This window comes from Flavonifractor sp. AGMB03687, assembly GCF_017811815.1.
In the GTDB taxonomy this organism is placed as follows: domain Bacteria; phylum Bacillota; class Clostridia; order Oscillospirales; family Oscillospiraceae; genus Flavonifractor.
Genome location: NZ_JADKZI010000009.1, coordinates 49,113 through 68,026 on the forward strand (window position 1 = coordinate 49,113; position 18,914 = coordinate 68,026).

At 53.4% G+C, this 18,914-nt stretch carries 19 protein-coding genes; all 19 read right to left on the bottom strand.

Annotation, left to right across the window (positions count from 1 at the left end; all coding sequences use genetic code 11):
- Window positions 1–39: 39 nt before the first annotated feature.
- Window positions 40–1,842, bottom strand: a complete 1,803-nt coding sequence (locus J9789_RS15155; RefSeq protein ID WP_209346531.1) for an LTA synthase family protein — start codon at window positions 1,840–1,842, stop codon at window positions 40–42.
- A 585-nt stretch (window positions 1,843–2,427) separates the two neighbouring features.
- Complete coding sequence (locus J9789_RS15160) at window positions 2,428–3,642, bottom strand: site-specific integrase (RefSeq protein ID WP_209346532.1); 1,215 nt, start codon at window positions 3,640–3,642, stop codon at window positions 2,428–2,430.
- A gap of 70 nt (window positions 3,643–3,712) precedes the next feature.
- Window positions 3,713–4,678 (bottom strand): DNA adenine methylase, encoded by a 966-nt coding sequence (locus J9789_RS15165; protein WP_209346533.1) that lies wholly within the window; start codon window positions 4,676–4,678, stop codon window positions 3,713–3,715.
- Window positions 4,675–5,301, bottom strand: a complete 627-nt coding sequence (locus tag J9789_RS15170; protein WP_209346534.1) for a hypothetical protein — start codon at window positions 5,299–5,301, stop codon at window positions 4,675–4,677. The genes J9789_RS15165 and J9789_RS15170 overlap by 4 nt, the downstream gene beginning before the upstream one ends.
- 25 nt (window positions 5,302–5,326) lie before the next feature.
- The gene (locus tag J9789_RS15175) at window positions 5,327–5,527 is read right to left on the bottom strand and encodes a helix-turn-helix domain-containing protein (RefSeq protein ID WP_209346535.1); all 201 of its coding nucleotides are present in this window, start codon (window positions 5,525–5,527) and stop codon (window positions 5,327–5,329) included.
- A 415-nt stretch (window positions 5,528–5,942) separates the two neighbouring features.
- Entirely contained in the window at window positions 5,943–6,611 is a 669-nt protein-coding gene (locus J9789_RS15180; protein WP_209346536.1) for a hypothetical protein, read from the bottom strand.
- A 642-nt stretch (window positions 6,612–7,253) separates the two neighbouring features.
- On the bottom strand, window positions 7,254–7,433 hold the full coding sequence (locus tag J9789_RS15185) for a hypothetical protein (RefSeq protein WP_087329184.1): 180 nt from the start codon (window positions 7,431–7,433) through the stop codon (window positions 7,254–7,256).
- Between the two features lie 52 nt (window positions 7,434–7,485).
- Window positions 7,486–9,027 carry a hypothetical protein gene (locus J9789_RS15190; protein ID WP_209346537.1) on the bottom strand — a complete coding sequence of 514 codons (1,542 nt, stop codon included), beginning with the start codon at window positions 9,025–9,027 and terminating at the stop codon, window positions 7,486–7,488.
- Window positions 9,028–9,055: 28 nt separating this feature from the next.
- The gene (locus J9789_RS15195; protein WP_209346538.1) at window positions 9,056–9,814 is read right to left on the bottom strand and encodes an SH3 domain-containing protein; all 759 of its coding nucleotides are present in this window, start codon (window positions 9,812–9,814) and stop codon (window positions 9,056–9,058) included.
- A gap of 464 nt (window positions 9,815–10,278) precedes the next feature.
- A complete protein-coding gene (locus tag J9789_RS15200) occupies window positions 10,279–10,437 on the bottom strand; it encodes a hypothetical protein (RefSeq protein WP_209346539.1) in 159 nt (52 codons plus the stop codon).
- Window positions 10,438–10,999: 562 nt separating this feature from the next.
- Window positions 11,000–11,185 (bottom strand): hypothetical protein, encoded by a 186-nt coding sequence (locus tag J9789_RS15205; RefSeq protein ID WP_087187185.1) that lies wholly within the window; start codon window positions 11,183–11,185, stop codon window positions 11,000–11,002.
- 63 nt (window positions 11,186–11,248) lie between these two features.
- Window positions 11,249–11,716 (bottom strand): hypothetical protein, encoded by a 468-nt coding sequence (locus tag J9789_RS15210; RefSeq protein ID WP_209346540.1) that lies wholly within the window; start codon window positions 11,714–11,716, stop codon window positions 11,249–11,251.
- 136 nt (window positions 11,717–11,852) lie between these two features.
- Complete coding sequence (locus tag J9789_RS15215; protein WP_348633705.1) at window positions 11,853–12,503, bottom strand: recombinase family protein; 651 nt, start codon at window positions 12,501–12,503, stop codon at window positions 11,853–11,855.
- Between the two features lie 249 nt (window positions 12,504–12,752).
- Window positions 12,753–13,466: a V-type ATP synthase subunit D gene (locus tag J9789_RS15220; RefSeq protein WP_209346541.1), complete on the bottom strand. Its 714-nt coding sequence runs from the start codon at window positions 13,464–13,466 to the stop codon at window positions 12,753–12,755.
- Window positions 13,467–13,469: 3 nt separating this feature from the next.
- Window positions 13,470–14,852 (bottom strand): V-type ATP synthase subunit B, encoded by a 1,383-nt coding sequence (locus tag J9789_RS15225; protein WP_209346542.1) that lies wholly within the window; start codon window positions 14,850–14,852, stop codon window positions 13,470–13,472.
- Entirely contained in the window at window positions 14,849–16,627 is a 1,779-nt protein-coding gene (locus J9789_RS15230; protein WP_245185320.1) for a V-type ATP synthase subunit A, read from the bottom strand. The genes J9789_RS15225 and J9789_RS15230 overlap by 4 nt, the downstream gene beginning before the upstream one ends.
- Window positions 16,628–16,989: 362 nt before the next feature.
- Entirely contained in the window at window positions 16,990–17,304 is a 315-nt protein-coding gene (locus tag J9789_RS15235) for a V-type ATP synthase subunit F (RefSeq protein WP_209346544.1), read from the bottom strand.
- On the bottom strand, window positions 17,297–18,295 hold the full coding sequence (locus tag J9789_RS15240; RefSeq protein WP_209346545.1) for a V-type ATPase subunit: 999 nt from the start codon (window positions 18,293–18,295) through the stop codon (window positions 17,297–17,299). Before J9789_RS15240 ends, J9789_RS15235 begins: the two co-directional genes overlap by 8 nt.
- Window positions 18,296–18,325: 30 nt before the next feature.
- Complete coding sequence (locus J9789_RS15245) at window positions 18,326–18,913, bottom strand: V-type ATP synthase subunit E family protein (RefSeq protein WP_209346546.1); 588 nt, start codon at window positions 18,911–18,913, stop codon at window positions 18,326–18,328.
- Window position 18,914 lies beyond the last annotated feature (1 nt).

Genomic DNA, 18,914 nt, shown 5'->3' on the forward strand with positions numbered 1-18,914 from the left:
GTGCGCACTGCTTCCTACAGCGCGCACTTTTTTTGCGATTCAGGGATCAAAGGCTGCGCTGCGCCGCTCCTTTCCCCCGAAGAGGTTGTTGTATTGCACACATTGGTACTCCTGGATCAGACCGGTGTAGTCGTTGGTCTCCAGGTGGCTGTGGGCCTCGCCGTCGGCATCCACGTAGCCCACGAAGGTCAGGGCGGGCAGGGTCTGCTGGAGCTGCCACAGGTAATCCTGATACCCGGTGAAGGGGATCCCGGCGTACCGCAGCAGGTAGAGGCTCAGGAAGTTCAGGCTGGTCACCTCCGGGCCCTCCTCCGGCAGGGGGTAGTTGGCCCAGATCACATAGGGCACCTGGTACTTGCCCATATACTGCGCCATGGTCATCTGGTCCTGGGTCACCCCGTAGGCCTTGTCCAGGAAGCCCTGCTCCACCGAGGGCTGATGGTCGCCGAACATAAGGATGATGGTGGGCTCGTCCTGGTTCTGGAAGTACTCCACCAGGGTTCGGAAGGCCTCATCCGTCTTGTTGGCCAGGGTGAGGTACTGCTCCGCCATGGGGTACTTGCCCGGCTCGTCGGTGAGGGTGACCTCCGCCGGATAATTGGGGTCGGTGTAGCTGCCGTGGCTCTGGATGGTGACGTTGAACAGGAAGAGAGGCTTGCCCTCCTCCTTGTGCTCAAACTCCCAGATGACCTGCTCAAAGTCCGACTGGTCGCCCACGTAGCCGTGCTCCATGGTCTGGGGCACGTTCATGTCCTCCCCGCACTTGAAGGCGTCAAAGCCCAGGTGGGGGTAGGCCCGGTCCCGCTGCCAGGAATTGCGCTCGCCGGGGTGGAAGGCCAGGGTGTCGTATCCCTGGGCCTTCAGGATGGAGGCCAGGGAGGCGGTGGGACCCAGCACGTACTGCTGGTAGGGGATGCTGCCCGAGGGCAGGAAGGCCATGGAGTTGCCGGTGAGGAACTCGAACTCGCTGGCGCTGGTGCCGGCGCCGAACACCGAGGTGTAGGCGTGGCCGAAGATGGCGTTGTCCAGAGACTGGACATAGTCTATGACGCTCTCACTGAGCGAAAGGTTGCCGTAACTTTCAAAATCTGCCCAAGATTCATTCATGATGGCAATGATGTTGGGCTTCTTCACCGACACCTCAGCGGGCTGGGCCGGTTCGGTCTGGTCCAGGATCTCGTCCACTGTCTCGGGGGAGTAGTTCTCTGGCACCTCTACCTCCAGAAACTCGGTGTTGCGCAGAAACACCGCCAGACAGCCCCACTGCCGGTAGGCTCCCGTGGGGTCCCACACGTCGGTCTTGACCCCCAGCTTACCCAGCTTCTCGGTGGGCAGCAAGAAGAGGAGACAGGCCAGACCCGCCGCCAGACAGGCCAGCCGCAGGGGGATCCCCTTCCGGCCGGTAATCCGCAGCCGGGCCTTGCGCCGCTTGGGGTGGAGAAAGACCACCAGGGCCGCGGCCAGGGCAATGGCCAGACCGATCTGCCAGGTGAGGAACAGGTGGTAGTTGCCCGCCACATCGGCGGCGGTGGCCAGGGCGGAGAAGTCCCAGGGCTGGACGGGGGTGCCCCGGAAGGAGTTTACATAAAAGTTTGCCGCACCCCAGGCTCCGGCGGCGATATGGACGGCGATGGTGCAGGGGGCGATCCGCCCCAACAGGGCGCACAGCACCCAGAACAGCAGGGCCACACACAGGGCGTTGGCCAGCTGAACGGGCAAGGCCATGGCAAAGGGGTTGGTCCCGTAGGCCAGCTGCATGAGCCACACGGCAGTGAAGGGGGTAAGCAGCAGGAACGCTGCCTGCCACAGGCGGTCCTTTCGTAGGATTTCTTTGATATGCATAGGCGTTTCTCCTAAATCATCAGCAGATAGTCCGTGATTATACGCCAAAAAGTGCATTCTGTCAAAGGTGGCACCCCCGCCTGTCCCCTAAATATCCCCCGCACATTTAGAACAAAAACATCCCTATATCCGACACAATTTGCAAGTATTCGTTACTTTTTCGTTTAAAATAATCCCTTATACCCCTTTCAAAAAGGGCAAGAGGCAAATCGGTCCTTTCTTACGTTTTCCTTTCTGAAAGGTTCAATTTTGGAAAAGGCCTTAAAGGCAGAAAAAGACGGCCCGAAGTTCGGGCCGTCTTTTTTGTATCATACCTCTTCCTGTTTGCCGGCAAAGGCTTCCATGGCGCGGGCGTCGGCCTCCCGCTTCTCCTCGATGGCTTCCTTCAAAAGCATATCCTTCACCTATATGGAGCCAGCGGTTTAGCTAGTGCTAATCAATCCCAAACAGCCCCATTTATCAAGGTTTTCTCTCCCCTGGCCTCCCATCCACTCCCAAGGCCTCCCACCTACTCCCAACCTAGAAGCGGTAGAAATACGGTAAAAGCCCGGTAGCCGCTCCCCACAGCTACCGGGCCTCCATCCATTAAACTGCTTTTCCACTCTCCGGGAACGGAATGACAACGGCGCTCTCTGTTGTATCTTCCGACGCAATAAACTTATCAATCTCAGACAGTTTATCAATCTCCTTCACCTTGGTATCTTCCAAGAGGTGGACATAGATATTGTAGGTAGTCTTGACGTTGGCGTGACCTAGCTGCTCCGAGATCGCTTTAATATCCACCCCAGCTTCAAAACAGCGGGTGGCGTAGGTGTGGCGAAGTGTGTGCATAGTCGCATCCTCAATGCCTGCCTTTCGGTAAATCTTGTTCAGGCTCTCTTTTAAATTGCCATACTGGACAATTTTGTTTCTGGTGTTCCAGAATACAAGACTATCCTCTGACCATTCCAGCCCCAGCGCCGCCGCACGCTTTTTCATTTCTTCCTTATGCTCCGCTAAAATAGCAACCAACCCCGCCGTGATGACTATCGTTCGCTTGCTCGATTCGGTTTTGCAGAAGTTTTGTATCTCTTGCTTGCCGCTGTGGGTTGCGTAGTCATGGTGCAAGATGGCCTTCTTATTGACCCGAATCGTACGCTTATTCAAATCAATATCTTTCCATTGAAGCGGAATACCCTCCCCAGCACGCATACCCGTATATAGATAGGTCAGCAACATTGTCCGGTAATACTCCCCATCCAGCGCCGCAATCAGCCTCTGCTGCTCCTCCTTGGTTAGTGCCCACACATCTTTTCTATCATCCTTCGGATACGCCACGCCCTTACAGGGGTTCTTGGGTATCATCCCCAACTCTACCGCCTGCTCCAGCGCTCCATGAATGACATTACGTACTTTGATAAAGAGAGAGAATCTAAAATTTCCGTTATCTAGCATTTTCTGGATATGATAGGTGGTCAAATCCTTTAGTGCAATCTCTCCCACATACGGCCTGATATGGACACGAAAGTTGTTTCGGTAGCTGGTCAGCGTAGACGGTGCCAAATGGGGGGCTTTGTACTTCTCAATCCAAGTATGAATCCAATCTCCCGTTTTAATGGCTGCCTTGGAGCGGCACACTCCCACCGCTTTCTCATTCTGTAACTGCCGCATCTTCTCCACAGCTTCCGCCTGGGAGTTAAAGTAGAAGTACAAGTATTCCCTCTTGCCATTCTCCTTATAAAGCCCAGTGGGGAAAGTTACCAACCACTTCCCGTCCTTGCGCTTTCTGATGCTACCCTCACCGTTTGCTCGCTTTGCCATTATCGATTCCTCCTTTAAGTTTGGCGGGGTGCCGAATACCAGCACCCCACTCTGTCTGTATGTACTTCACTTAAACTATCCCCGCTCGGTTGTCGGATTGTAACGCCAGCCACTCCATAAGGCAAGGACTTTTTTCTTCATCACAGTAAGAGTCTAGGAACGCAATTCCACCAAGTGCTTCCTCCTTTAGATTGTAGTTACACCAGATCCACTCTGCCCCCTCCGACTTCTTCTCGCCCACTTCACAGCTCTTGGTATATGTGCCAAGCAGATGTCGGTGCCAGCCGTAGGGCAAAAGGTAGTAGTCGTACAGATCTGTCCCATCGTCCCTGCCTGACCAGTAACCAGATAGAACAATCTTGGCTTGTGCGTCACGAATCTTCTTTAGTAGGTTGATGTGGTCACGCACATCAGGCATATCTACTTGATATAGCTTTCCATCACACCGCAATCCCTCCAAATAGGGCGGGTCAAGAAAGATAAACGCATTGGAGTCACCCAGCAAATGTTCTTTGTCCATCACCGCAAGGGCATTGTCGTTATAGACTCGGAATACCTGACTATCCAGCGCCCTAAATGCCAGCGATAGCTTTAACGAGTGTTTAAGCAGATTTTCATATGCTTCTCTGTCCTTGTAGACCCATGCTCTTCCATCCGCATTGAAAGACTGACGGTTTAGAATGAATGTATCAACCGCCCATTGAAGCCTGTCCTCCCGCTTAGAGCCATATGCCGTCTGCCGTTGCTTGGCCGCTTCAAATGCTCCCCAGCTACAGCTGGTCTTCTGTATCTGTTTTAGCAGTTCCCCTCGACTCTCCGTATCTGTTGCCATCCGCCAGAAGTTCGCCATGTTGGGATTGAGGTCATTGAGGATTTTGACTTCAAATTTTCGGCTATTCAACGCCAAAGCTCCGCTGCCGCAATACAGCTCGGCGTAGGTTGTGCAGTGGCCGGGGATAAGGCGGGAGAGAACTCCCGCCATCCTCGCCTTGCTGCCAACATAGGAAAAGATTTGGACGCTTGCCTCCAGGCTCATGCTGCCACCTCACTTTTCTCAGGAAGTCGAAAGGATAGAAACCAGTTATTTGCGCTCCCGGTGTTGATTTTGTAGGTGTAGGGATGCCCTGTCCCATTGTTGACCCGAAGTAAGTTCCACGATTTCAAATTTTTCTCAAGTTCCAGGCGGCTATATCCCAACTCCAACCGTTTCAGTACATTGGGGAGATAGCTGGCAAGGATATTCCCATAGCCGTCACGGATAAACACCTTGCCAGGTTCCTCATACTCCCACACATACTCACACAAGGCACGATATGCCTGCATGATAGAACACTGTCCATTTCTGTCCTCCTGTACGGGAAGGTTGCGGTGTTGCTTCATCACTGCCTCATAAATTTCATTCACCATCTTTGGCGCTATTCCGTCCAGGTCAGCCAAATCATTTAGTGCCTTTGCCTCTGTCAGCTTCCGCTTGGCGTATTCCCGGACGGGGCTGATTTCCCCATCCGGGTACACCAGAGCCAGCTTTAGACGCCGCTCCATTGTTCCCACATCCCGGCTCCATGCCCCAACCACCACAGGACCGTCAGCAACCTTATAAACCTCCGCCATTGTACCAGCCGCCATGAACCGCTCCACAACTTCTGTCATGCGTGTCATATCTATAAACCTCCATCATCTTTTGTTAAGCCGCTTCTCCATTGAGCCAGGCCACAAACCGCTCCCGACTCACCCGGTACTGTTTTCCAATGCGGAACGCAGGAAAATCCTTGCTATGAAGCAACTCATATGCCGTGTTCCTGGAAATCCCCAGTAACCCAGATATCTCTGCTGGTGTCAGCACCAAAGGCAATTCCTCCACTTTTCTGAACATTACCTTATCCATAAAGCCCTCCTATGTGAAAAGGGATATTCTCCCATGTATTTTCAGTAAATATGTTCCACTACTCCTATTTTGTATATATCACCCCCTTAAATGTTCAGCAGTATAAGGAAAGATCAATGTAAAGAGATATACTGCTCCCTTAAAATCCCAATGTCCCTATTAGGGCATCACTATTCTGTTCTCAAGGTGCGCGCCTTTCCTCTGGGGCTTGGTGCCCTGTCCTCTTTACATGCATATCATATCACAATGATATTTTCCTTAGAATTATACGCATTTTTACGATATACAATGTTATTGTTTTCATCATATATGTAATACTAATGGTTTTTTGATGTACATCCTCCCTTTTTATTCTCGTTACACCACACATACAAAAAGAGCCACATACTTCACTATGAAGCACATGGCTCTAAAATTATTTTTGCCGTTCTTTATCCCTTGCGTTCTTGTAAACTATCATACTTGAAATAAGTGCATTTTTTTCTTTTAACAGCTTCTGCAATTTTTGAAGCTGGCCAACCTGGCAGCCATCCAACAGTGAAAAAGACAGTTGATTGATTTCTGTCATTATGTGACGCAATGTTTCCGGTGAGGTTTTTGATGGTGCCGGCTCCATGTTTTTAAGGTAAAAGCACAATCGGTAAAATTCTCTGTTTTCTATATTTGTTCTACTGACTTTCTTAAGACACTCACATATCTTTTTTTGTACGACTTTCTCTTGTCCTTCCTTTCGCTCCTTGTCCCAGTCCTTCCAGTCCTGCTCTGTAATATGAACCTCTCCGTTTTCTCCTTTATACGGACAGATAAAGCGTTCTTCTCCGGTAAATATCTCTTTCCTCAAACCTGTTATCTGTTGTAAGTCCGCTAATTCATTTCTGCCATACCGCACAACACCCGTATTTATGATACGGGTATATCGTTCCCGACTTGTATTGAACGCATTATAAATGGTATCGCCGTCACCACGGCTCCGCCCATGTATTACCTGCCACATATACCGCATAATAAAGTAATTGACACGGCGGTTAAACTGCTTTTTCTGTTCGTTCAGTTCTGACACGGCTCCCACTGTTTCATTTGCCACCCGTTCCGCCTCCTAACTGCCTCTTCCATGATTGATATGGCTATTATAGCGAATATAGGGCACACAATCAACAAGGAGAGCAACGGACCATATAAACATCTAAAACAACTTGGCTGACAAAAGTATCACACGCAACGCTGCAATCTGTGTCATTTCAGGCACTTGGAACATTTGGAACATTTCCCGCCCACATTCTCAACTAGCCTATTTCATGTAGGGCTCTTATTTTTTCTAACTTCTCCCACTTAATCCTTCCATTTTAAAAATCCATCCATTTTACCTACTCTCACAAGGAAAAATTCTCTACTTCCTCTTTTTCGTCTTGACCTAGATATTTTTCTTACAAATACCTTCAAACAATAAGATTTATTCTTGTCTGTATCATCTCTTGTGTCATTTTTTATTGAAACATCCTAGATAAACCATCAACCCATCCTCGTATTTGATAGTGCGTGTATCTTTCTCAATCTCAACTAGCCCTCTGCCCGTTCTTGCTTTTCCAGCAACTCAAACAGCAAATTTATAAAATAGGTCAAATACATCATTACAACTAGCCTAACTCACGTATGGGAAAAAGTGCTTGAAAAAGTATAAAAAGTAGGGGAGCAGCATGATACGCTGCTCCCCTGGTCGGATGTGTTTTTAATCCTTTGGATTCACACCCCAACGCTTTGCCAGTGCCTTGGTGATCGGGCCAAGAGCCGCCACGTCCTTGGCGTACTGGCCATCCTGTCCCAAGAACAGAAGACCGATCTGTATGCCCTGAGGCGTGAATATGGCATACTGCTGCCCCCGCTGAACCACGTACAGGTTGTTTATCATGTTCATCTCACTCCTAACAAAAAAAATATACTCCATCTGCAAATGGAGTATATCAAGCGGCTATATCACTATTAACAACTGTCCTGCCTGCTATTGGCTCATCTTCCCACTTTGTACTCTCTGTTCCACCCTCTGTTACTGGGACATATTGGTCATAAGTGTATTTCCACTCAACCATTCTGTACTCTGGCATTTCATCTTGTACTTCTATCTTTGGAAGTGTTTGCTCTCTTACATGAGTGGATACGTGCTCAGTACCCTTAGTAAGAGTGAGTTCTCCATTTTCATCAATAGATGCATACAGTACTTCCTGGTCATATACCTTTACTATTCTATAATGTAGTTTATCTTTATTCTTCTCTACTGTTGTTGAAGTACATGGGTCCTTACTAGGATCAGGTGCTGGGTGTTCTTTGTAGTTTGGGTTATCTCCATGAGGGTTAGGATCAGTTATCGGATAATTATGACTATCATAAGTATGAGTTTGGTCGTCACTACCTCTTAATTGGTAAAGATGAAGTGACCATCCAGGCTGCATAGCAGCAACAGTGTCATTGTCAACTGCTTTTCCGTTATCTACTGGTGGGTCTATAACCCAAGTTTGTTGAATATCTTCAGTTCCATTATGATAATAGTGTATTCTTATGCCTTTAGTTAAGACCATTGCTTTACGACCTACTTTACCGAATAGAGACCAGTCGTAACCACCATTCTTTCCACCACCATCTGACCCAGCAAAGTCAGTTCCCCACTCAATCAACTTTTTACATATGAACCCTATATCTGTTTGAGTTCCGTAAACTGAATATCTGCTGAATTGTGATTTACTTATTCTTAACTGGTTCCATATTATTGGCTCTACTGATACTACTAACTTCCTAGAGCCCATAAGGTCCATTGGAGTTGTTTGATTATTTGCTAAAGCATTAAGCTCTGCACTTGAATAAGGTTGACCAACAAAAATGTCACTCTTAGGTTTCCAAAAGTATCCTACCCCATTAGCTCTAAGATTTAAAATGGCAAATAGAGCTGCATTTATATCTATCTTATCATCTGATATACCATACATTTTTTCTTTAACCTTAGTACCCTGCTTATACCAATATCCATTTTGCCTATCCAAATGATAGGGTATGTTCTTTAAATTTGAGGCTGTAATAGAAACATCTCCATTAGTTTTAAAACTTAATTGTCCAGAATTAATTCCAGAATATAAATCGCTTATAGTGATTGCGTAACATTTAGACTCCCAGTCAGATCTATATATACTAGCTTTTCTATAACCATCAGTCTTATTCTCTAATCCATAGTAGCTACAATTATATGGGTAAGAAAATAACAAATCTAAGTAATCTTTCCCATTGAATGTAAATGCTGGCTTTCCTGCATAGTCTAATATAGCTATTCTAAATCCTTGGTATCTTGGTGCCCAAACTCCTCCTGAAGTAACAGAAGCATTATTTGCACCAGATCCACCTGCTGATTGCCAAACGTCTACATAATCAACAGCGCTTGCAGTTGTACTTAATAATGACATTATTGTTACAATAGCTAATAAAAAAGCCAATAATCTAGACTTTAAGGCTGTCCTCATATTTATCACCTCCAACTTTCAGTATTTATTACTCAATATTGATACCTGCGTTACCCTCAGACTCTAAGTTCTGAAAAGAATCAGGATTTCCCTGAGGATCAGCGTTTATAAGACCGCCTAAACCGCCACTAGCTGGTGGTTGACCTACCTGATCACTACCTCCGCTAGATATGCTTCCGCCTGTTGAGGTGCTTGGCTTGCTGGTTTGACCACCAGAAGAACCTGAGGAACTACCACTATTACCACCTGTGCTGGGCTTGCTGCTGGGCTTACTTGTCTGAGTGCTGCCAGAACTACTATTACCAGTACTCGGTTTACTTACACTGACTTGTGGCTTGGTAGCACTGAGATAGTCACTAGATACATACGCTACCTTACCATTAAACTCTATCCGACTCCATCCTGCTGCAGCTCCAGTACCAATGCCTGTACGAGTAACAGATTGAGCCTTGGTTAAGCTACCTAACTTATCGCTGTTGGTGCTATAACTGGAACGTACATTGACTGTGGTGGTTGCATACATGGTCTCGCTACAATCGGTGAAAAGCTGCTCCTGTTCCGTGGTATCATCCCGGGCAGGAGTGGAAACGCTCTCCGGGGTGGGGGTGGTTTCGGGTGCGGTTTGGGTGGTCTGCTCTGGGGTGGGGGTACTGCTCTCCATGGACTGGGAGACTTCGGGGGTGCTGGTTTCCTGGCTCTTATCAGCGGCGTTTTCATTGGAACCACCACAGGCTGTCATGGATAAAATCAGTGCCAGGGACATACCATATATGATCGCCTTTTTCATTACGGTTTCCTCCTGTGCCGTCACAGTGACGGCTTTTTTATTGACTCTCAACAGCTTCCACCCAAGGGGGACAGAGCCAGCCTGTCTCCCCTTGAGCTTCTGCCGCCGAGACAAAAAGAGCGCACACAGGTACAAAGATACCCATGCACGCACGAAATGATCTTGCTATGTGCTTTACACAACTCGTATAACGCACCTTGCTAATTCAACAAGATTGCATTATACTGTGGATGTGGTACTGCTGACGCAGTTGTGCATGGTGGTCACGACACCTGTACAGGGGATAGAGGGTTGCCGCCCTCTATCCCTGCCGCACTATTTTTTTGCCTCGTAACCTCATTCTAAACCATGTGGATATAAAATGCAAGTAGAGCAATCGATCTTAAAAGTAAATGTCCATTTTTATACTTCAAGTCGATCCATACATATATCCACCATGGATGAGGTGCTATTGTGTATATCTATTAAGCACTTTTTGAGGCAGGGAAATTTTTCATCCAAGCAGCTGTTGAGCGAAGATGTCCTGAGGAAGTATAGTATGTTTTGCGTTTCCCCAAATGTTGAGGTTCTTTCTTTATGCCTATTTTCTTTGGAGAAACTGTCATTCCATCTGAAAAATCCATGCCTATTTCTGCTTCTATTATTGACGAGTAGGAAAAATTAGTTGTCTTACCGGACAAACCCAACATTTCTCACCAGCATTTTAAGACTTCACCGGTTTTATCTACGCTCTCCCTGCCATTTCTTAAGAGTCGTTCACCGTATTATACTTAGTTTCACCTCCCTAATAGTAAGTCTTTGCCTTTTGGCGAAACAGGTCGATTTCTTTCTGCCCCACTTACGGCGCTCCATCTTTACCTAATCAGTGTATCGTGTGCCGTTAATTAAAGTCGTTGCTTGCTATGAAGCTAAAAATTAGCGTTCACTGTTCTACACGATACCTAATGTCTCGTTTATCTCGAATTTTTGGTAAATTTGGTAATCAAGTCGAAACCGCCCCACTGTCTCCCGCATTTATTCGACCATGTGGCCGTGACTGTATCACCTTTTTTTCACAAGTCAAAAGTGAAATTGCCCTTATTTGCCCTTATTCATCTCACCCCCAATATTATTAAAAAATGCTGGGAGCAGCAGAGTATCCCCATTTTTTGCACACTGCTTGGCCCTGCCGCTCCAAAGGACCCCTTACATCTTTTCCTCACCCTCTGGGGCTTGTTTCACCCCCTTTTCCTCCTCTGCATACCACATACCCCCCAGCACCCCAAAAGTCCTCTCCAGCACTCCCAGAACCCCCAGGATCGCCACCACTCCCAGGGTGGTCATGGCAATCAGTACACAACCCCCAATCACCAGCTCTGCAATATGGCACATCTGCTTCACCTCCCTTTTAAACTGAGCGGGCCACCCTGACCGGGTGACCCGCTTACTGTTTCCTTATTTTTTCACTGTCTTGCCCTGGGGCATTTCCTCCCACTCCCAGGCACACTTGATGGTGTCACCGTCCAGCACCACACCATTGATAGCTCCCAGGTCAAGCAGCGCCTTGATCTTGTCGGCGCAGAAGGTCTGACGGCCAAACCGGGAGGAAATTACCTTGTAGTTCTCACCGTCCCGGCGGTACACCGTGTACATCAGATTTGCCACCGCTGCCGGGTCGGTGCTGGTCAGAGTCCCCACGCCTGTCTTGACCATGATGGCCCGGAACCCCTTGGCCTCGTCCAGCTGCAAAGCCCCGTTGCCATCCAGCACCATACCCAGCACTTCACAGGACTTGACCGCCTCACTCAACTGCTTGGCGGTCATACCCAGAACCTCACCGCCATTCACACCGGGATTAAAGACCTCATACCCAGTCACTCTCTGCCCCAGGTCAACCCGGTTAATGATGAACTTCTTATCCATAGTACACACTCCTTAAATTAGTTATCGGTCAAGTTCTATCTCTCAACCACAACTAAACTATAACGCTGACACAGCCCTCTTGACTGCTGACGAAATAGCCGGAATATGTACCTATGGATTGGTGAGATGGGAGGGGTTAACCCAGCTCGATGATTGCCCCGCCGTCTATGCCCTCTTTCTCCAGCTCCCTTACTTTCCGATACCAGGTAGACCGGGCAATCCCCAGTTTTTTGGCTCCCTTGGCGGCGCTGATCTTCCCGGCTTTCCACTCCCAATAAACCGATTCAAAGGTACTTTCCGCTTTCTTAGGTCTGCCACTCATACGCCCTTCCTCTTTGGCTATGGCAATCCCCTCAGCCTGCCGCTCCAAGATTGTTTCTCTCTCAAACTGAGCCAAAGCGCCAAAGATGGTCAGCATGAGTTTCCCTGTTGCACCTTTTGTGTCAATATCCTCCTTTTGACTAACAAACCTTACCCCTTTTTTCTCCAATGCCGCTGTCAAATCCAGCAGATCACGGGTATTTCTCGCAAAGCGGGAAAAGCTCTCCACGACTACTACATCCCCCTCACGCACAAAGTCCATCATCTTCTGTAACTCTGGGCGCTGGGTGTCCTTACCGCTTAACTTGTCCGTAAAGACGCGCTCAACCCCTAATTTCTCCATAAGTACATCCTGACGGGCGGTGTTCTGCTCCTTTGTTGAGATACGCACATATCCCACTTTCATATTGTTGTCACTCCAATCAACTAGATTTGTAAATGAAACAAAACCCAAAAATTGTCCCATAAAGCACCGCTCCAAAAGCCATACCTTTCAGAGCGGACAACTTGATTGAGCAATCGAGCGTCCCAAAAACTTATTTGGAACTTTTGGAACACCCTTTTGAATCGTTGTTTCAAATACTCCCCCTTATCATTTTGGAGCAGCACCAAAGGCACAACAAAAAAGCTGGTACTGTTCGGGGTATCCCAAACAGTACCAGCTTTTCACATTTCGTCCCATCGTAAAAGCGGTAAAATTACGGTAAAACCGCCCTTAAACCTGCTGGGGCGCTTCACCCGAAGACCCGAAAGTCCTTACGGCTCTAGCGTCTTCGTCTCTCCGCTCCTCGATGGCTTCCTTGAGGAGCATGTCCTTTACCTTCATCAGACGGATGGTGTTGGAGCGCTCATTCTCGTCCAATTTCATGGTGATATACTTGATGGCCTCTTCCATCTGAGGGATTTTGACGTATTCCAGGGCGTTGACCCGGCGGCGGGTCTTTTCGATCTCCTCCGCCAGCAGCTGGGAGGTCTTTTCGATCTCGGCCAGCTTCAGCATATCCTGAAACACCCCGGACAGGGCGTCCACCGCGCCGTCCAGTTCGCCGGAGGTGTTGGCGAAGCCGTAGGGATAGATCTCCCCGGCGTCGTCGCTCTTGGTCCGGAACTCGTAAACGGGCACGTTGACGCTCATGATGTTCTGGAAGGTCATATCCAGCTCCACGCTCTGCTTGGGGTACAGGAGAGACTGCTCCAGCATCTCGGAGGACATGAGGGCGGAGGCTACGGTGAAGGAGCCGTGGGCCCGCATGAGGCCGTCCTCCACCTTCTTCCGAAGAGCCCGGTTCTCCCGCACCACGTCCATGAACTGCTTCATCAGCTCATCCCGCTTATCCTTCAGCAGCTTGTGGCCCCGGATGGAGGTCTTGAGCCGGGTCTTCAGCCGGGTCAGCTCCTGCCGGGTGGGGTTCACATTGATCGCGGGCATACCTTATCCCTCCTTTTTCGGGAGGTATTTCTCGATATACTCCGGCTTGATGCGCTTCAGCTCCGCCTTGGGCAGCAGGCTCAGCAGATCCCAGCCCAGGTCCAGGGTCTCGATGATGGAGCGGTTCTCATCGGTGCCCTGGGAGACATAGCGCTTCTCAAACTCGTCAGCAAACTTGGCGTACTGCAGGTCGGTGGGAGAGAGGGCGGCCTCGCCCAGGATGCTCATGAGCTCCTTGTTCTCCTTACCGGTGGAGTAGGCGGCGAACAGCTGGTTCATGGTGCCGGCATGGTCCTCACGGGTCTTGCCGGGGCCTACGCCCTTATCCTTCAGACGGGACAGGGAGGGCAGCACGTCCACCGGGGGATTCACACCCTTGCGGTACAGCTCGCGGGACAGGATGATCTGGCCCTCGGTGATATAGCCGGTCAGGTCGGGAATGGGGTGGGTCTTGTCGTCCTCGGGCATGGTCAGAATGGGGATCATGGTGATGGAGCCCTTCTTGCCCAGCTGACGGCCGGCGCGCTCGTACATGGTGGCCAGGTCGGTGTACAGGTAGCCGGGGTAGCCGCGGCGGCCGGGGACCTCCTTCTTGGCCGCGGACACCTCACGGAGGGCCTCGGCGTAGTTGGTGATGTCGGTCAGGATGACCAGCACGTGCATATCCTTCTCAAAGGCCAGGTACTCCGCGGCGGTGAGGGCCATACGGGGGGTGGCGATACGCTCGACGGCGGGGTCGTTGGCCAGGTTGGTGAAGAGCACGGTACGGTCGATGGCGCCGGTGCGGCGGAACTCCTGGACGAAGAAGTCGGACTCCTCGAAGGTGATACCGATGGCGGCAAAGACCACGGCGAAGTTGCCGGCGTCGTCGCCCAGCACCTTGGCCTGACGGGCGATCTGGGCGGCCAGGGCAGCGTGGGGCAGACCGGAGCCGGAGAAGATGGGCAGCTTCTGGCCGCGGACCAGGGTATTCAGACCGTCGATGGTGGAGATGCCGGTCTGGATAAACTCGTTGGGGTAGTCACGGGCGGCGGGGTTCATGGGCAGGCCGTTGATGTCACGGTACTCCTCGGCCATGATGTCGGGGCCGCCGTCGATGGGACGGCCCATGCCGTTGAACACCCGGCCCAGCATATCGCCGGACACGGGGAGCTGCAGGGGGTGACCCAGGAAGCGGACCTTGGACTGGGCCAGGTTGATGCCGGCGGAGGACTCGAAGAGCTGCACCACCGCGTTGTCGCCGTTGACCTCCAGCACCTTACAGCGGCGGATGGAGCCGTCGGACAGCTCGATCTCGGCCAGCTCGTCGTAGGTGACGCCGGAGACCTTGCGGACCACCATCAGGGGGCCGTTGATCTCCTGAATGGTACGATATTCACGGATCATTCCTCAGCACCTCCCTTGGCGGCAATAGCCTCGATCTCCTCTTCCATTTCCCGGGCCATCTGGGCGTAGACCTCTTTGAACTGGTCGTCGGGCACGCTCTTGGCGCGGCCCATCTTTTCCCGGAACGGAATGGTAAACAGCTCTGCCACAGGGGCGCCCTTCTCGATGGCGGCCCGGCACAGCTTGTCGTAGTCCAGAATCATCTGGATCATCTTGTCCTGGCGCTCGTAGCTGGAATACCAGTCCACTTCCATAAAGCCGTTCTGCTGCAGGAAGTCCTCGCGCAGCATCTTGGCGGTCTCCAGAGTCAGCTGGTCGCCGGCGGACAGGGAGTCCTTACCAACCAGCTGCACGATCTCGTTCAGGCTGGCCTCCTCCTGGAGAATGGACATGGACTTGTCGCGGTTGACCATGAACTGGGGACCCAGGTGCTCGTCGTACCAGGGCTTCAGGGAGTCCAGGTACAGGGAGTAGGAGTTCAGCCAGTTGATGGCGGGGAAGTGACGGCGGTAGGCCAGGGAGGCGTCCAGGGCCCAGAACACCTTGACGATCCGCATGGTGGCCTGGGACACGGGCTCGGACAGGTCGCCGCCGGGCGGGGAAACGGCGCCCACGGCGGTCAGGGAGCCCCGGCGGTCGGCGTCGGAGCCAATGCACTCCACCATGCCGGCCCGCTCGTAGAACTGGGCCAGACGGGAGGACAGGTAGGCGGGGTAGCCTTCCTCACCGGGCATCTCTTCCAGACGGCCGGACATCTCACGCAGAGCCTCGGCCCAGCGGGAGGTGGAGTCGGCGATAACGGCCACATGGTAGCCCATGTCCCGGAAGTACTCGGCGATGGTGATGCCGGTGTAGATGGAGGCCTCACGGGCGGCCACCGGCATATCGGAGGTGTTGGCGATGAGGACGGTACGCTTCATCAGGGACTCGCCGGTACGGGGGTCCACCAGCTCGGGGAACTCCCGCAGAACGTCGGTCATCTCGTTGCCGCGCTCACCGCAGCCGATGTAGACCACGATGTCCACGTCGGACCACTTGGCCAGCTGGTGCTGCATGACGGTCTTGCCGGAGCCGAAGGGGCCGGGGATGGCGGCGGTACCGCCCTTGGCCACAGGGAACATGGCGTCCACGATACGCTGACCGGACAGCAGCGGGGTCTTGGGGGGATACTTATGCTTGTAGGGGCGGCCCACACGAACGGGCCACTTCTGCACCATGGTGAGATTGTGCTTCTCGCCCTGGTCATCCACCAGCACGGCCACGGTATCCAGCACGGTGAACTCGCCGGACTGGATGGACTGGATGGTGCCGCTCATCTTGGGGGGAATCATGATCTTGTGGAGCACCACGCTGGTCTCCTGGACGGTGCCGATGACGTCGCCGCCGATGACCTTGGCGCCGGGCTGGACGGTGGCGTTGAACTGCCACTTCTTCTCCCGGTCCAGGGCGGGGACCTCCACGCCGCGGGGCAGGTTGTTGGAGCCCGCCACCTTCATGATGCCCTCCAGGGGGCGCTGGATGCCGTCGTAGATGTTCTCAATGATGCCGGGGCCCAGCTCCACGGACATGGGGGCACCGGTGGTCTCCACCACGGCGCCGGGGCCCAGGCCGGAGGTCTCCTCATAGACCTGGATGGAGGCGGAGTCGCCGTTCATGGTGAGGATCTCACCAATGAGGCGCTGCTCGCCCACGCGGACCACGTCGGCCATGTTGGCGTCGGTCAGTCCGGTGGCCACCACCAGGGGACCGGAGACTTTGACGATTTTTCCGCTCAAATAGCTCAACCTTCTTTCTCGTCGGCGCAAACTGCACATCCTTCGCGTCCCCGTAAATGGGAACGCTCACTCGTTCCGTTGCGCCTCCTCCTCCCCGTCCGACCCGCTTGCGCTGGGCTCGGCCGGGGGTGCGGGCGGCCATAAATGCCGCCCCTACTTGCCTCGCAGAGTTTCCGGCGCATGACGCCGGAAAGAAGATCAAAATTCGTGCGCAGCAGGACATGCGCCTGCGGAGCACACCCCTGCCTGCTCCGCCACCGGCGGGCAGCCACCCGCGCGGGCGCGGGTGAGGGGGGTATCGAAGGCGGTTTCCTCGGGAACCGCCTTCGTATCTAGGGGGGACATCGTCCCCCCCTGGAAGGTCAAAGGATGTCCGCGCCCACGGCCCGTTCCACGGCGCTCTTGACGTTGGCCATGCCGATGCCCAGAGAGCCGTCCTTGCCGGGGATCAGGATAATGGCCGGGGTGAGCTCATCCTTGTACCGGGCCACCTCCGCCGTCATATCGGCGGCGTACTGCTCGGTCAGGTAGATCACCGCGTAATTCTCCTTGGCCAGCTTGTGGAGGATCTGCTTGGCCTCCTCCACCGTTTCAGCCGGGAACACGTCCAGCCCAAGAGCCTTGAAGCCCAGGACGCTGTCCTTGTCTCCCAGCACTGCGATGCGATACTTAGACATAGGCTTCACGCAGCCTTTCCCGGATGGTATCCCCGTCCAGCCCCGCCATGCGGCCGGACAGAATGGTGCGGATGGCGGTAAACTCGGTCTCCCTGGCGTACAGGTAGCCGATCACCGCCTGCTCCCCGAAGGGGATGCGGCGGGCCTGGGCCAGATAGCCCATCACCGCGTTGTCGCACAGGCGCTCAAAGGCGGTGAGCTCCCCGCTGCCGGGGGAGGTGAGGGCGGCGCCGGCGGCGGCCGCCTCGCTGAGGGGGCCCGCCCGGAACAGGGCGGCCAGATCGCTGCCCTTGCCGGAGGTGAGGGTGTGTACCTCCACGCTGCCGCCGGGCAGCAGCACCTGGCTGAGGAAATCGGAGCCCTTGCCCATGCGGGCGCACCGGACGGCAGAACGCAGGTTGGTGGCGTCAATGAGCAGGCGGACGTACCCCTCCAGGAAGGGACTGCCCACCGCCTTGGCGGTGTCGCTCATCTCGGCGAAGTAGGCCTGGTCCAGCACGAAGTCGGCCAACTGGGGGTCCCCGCCGCCGTTGAGCAGCTCACGGGCCTGAACGATGGCCTGCCGGAAGGGATCGGTAAAGTCCCGCAGGTTGTCCCGCTGGTAGGCCTCCTTGATCTGGGCGGCGGTCCAGCGGCCGCCCTCCATCAGCAGCCGGTCGGGCTCAGCCCCTACGGCGGCCGCCTTGATGAGGGTCTTGGCGTTGTGGTAGTCGTACTTCATCTGGAACACGTCCACCAGCCGCTTGTCGGGCACCGCGCCCTTGAGCTCCTTATACAGAGCCCCCCGGGCGGCGGAAAGCATCTCGTCCAGCGCGGCGTGGGTGAGGGCGGGCATTTCGCCGTAGCCGCACTCGGAGAGGACCTTCACGGCCTCGTCGTCGGTGCGGGCGTCCAGCATCCGCTCCATCCGCTCCCGGGTCAGGAGACGGTTCTCCATGGCCCGGATGCGGGCGGATATGGTCAGATAGTCGGTATCTTTGATCTTAGCCAAAATGTTGCCTCCTTACTTGCAAGGAGCGCATCAGTCAAAGAGCACCTTGGCCACCTCGCGGTCCATTTCGCCCCGCTGGAGGCGCACCAGAGTCTCAAAGGTGCAGTTGACCTCCACGTCCCCGTCGCTGAGGATGAGGCCCCCCTTGATGGGGCGGGACTGCTCGGACATGGTCAGGTGTCCGTCCTTCAGGCGCTCGTTGGCCCGGGTGACCACCGCCTTGCCGTAGCGGGCGCGGTCCTTCTGGGAGAAGATGACCGCCTCCCGGCCGGTGGAGGAGGCACGTACCGCCAGGTCGGCCAGCAGGTCCACGTACTCCTTGTCGGGCAGGTTCACCAGCTGCTCCAGGGCCAGGTCGTAGGCCTTGGACAGCATCTCCTGCTTGGCGGCCAGCTCCAGCTTGCGGGCGTCCAGCTGGGCCACGCTGGCCAGCCGCTCCACGCGCTCGTCGGCGTTGCGGCGGCCCCGGGAGAGGATCTCCTCGCTCTCCCGCTTGGCCTGGGCCTCGTACCGCGCGGTGATCTCGTCGGCCTGGCGGCGGGCTTCGGCGTTGATGTCGTCGATCTCCCGCCCCGCGTCAGCCGCGATGCGCCCGGTGATTTTTTCAATTCCGTCCATA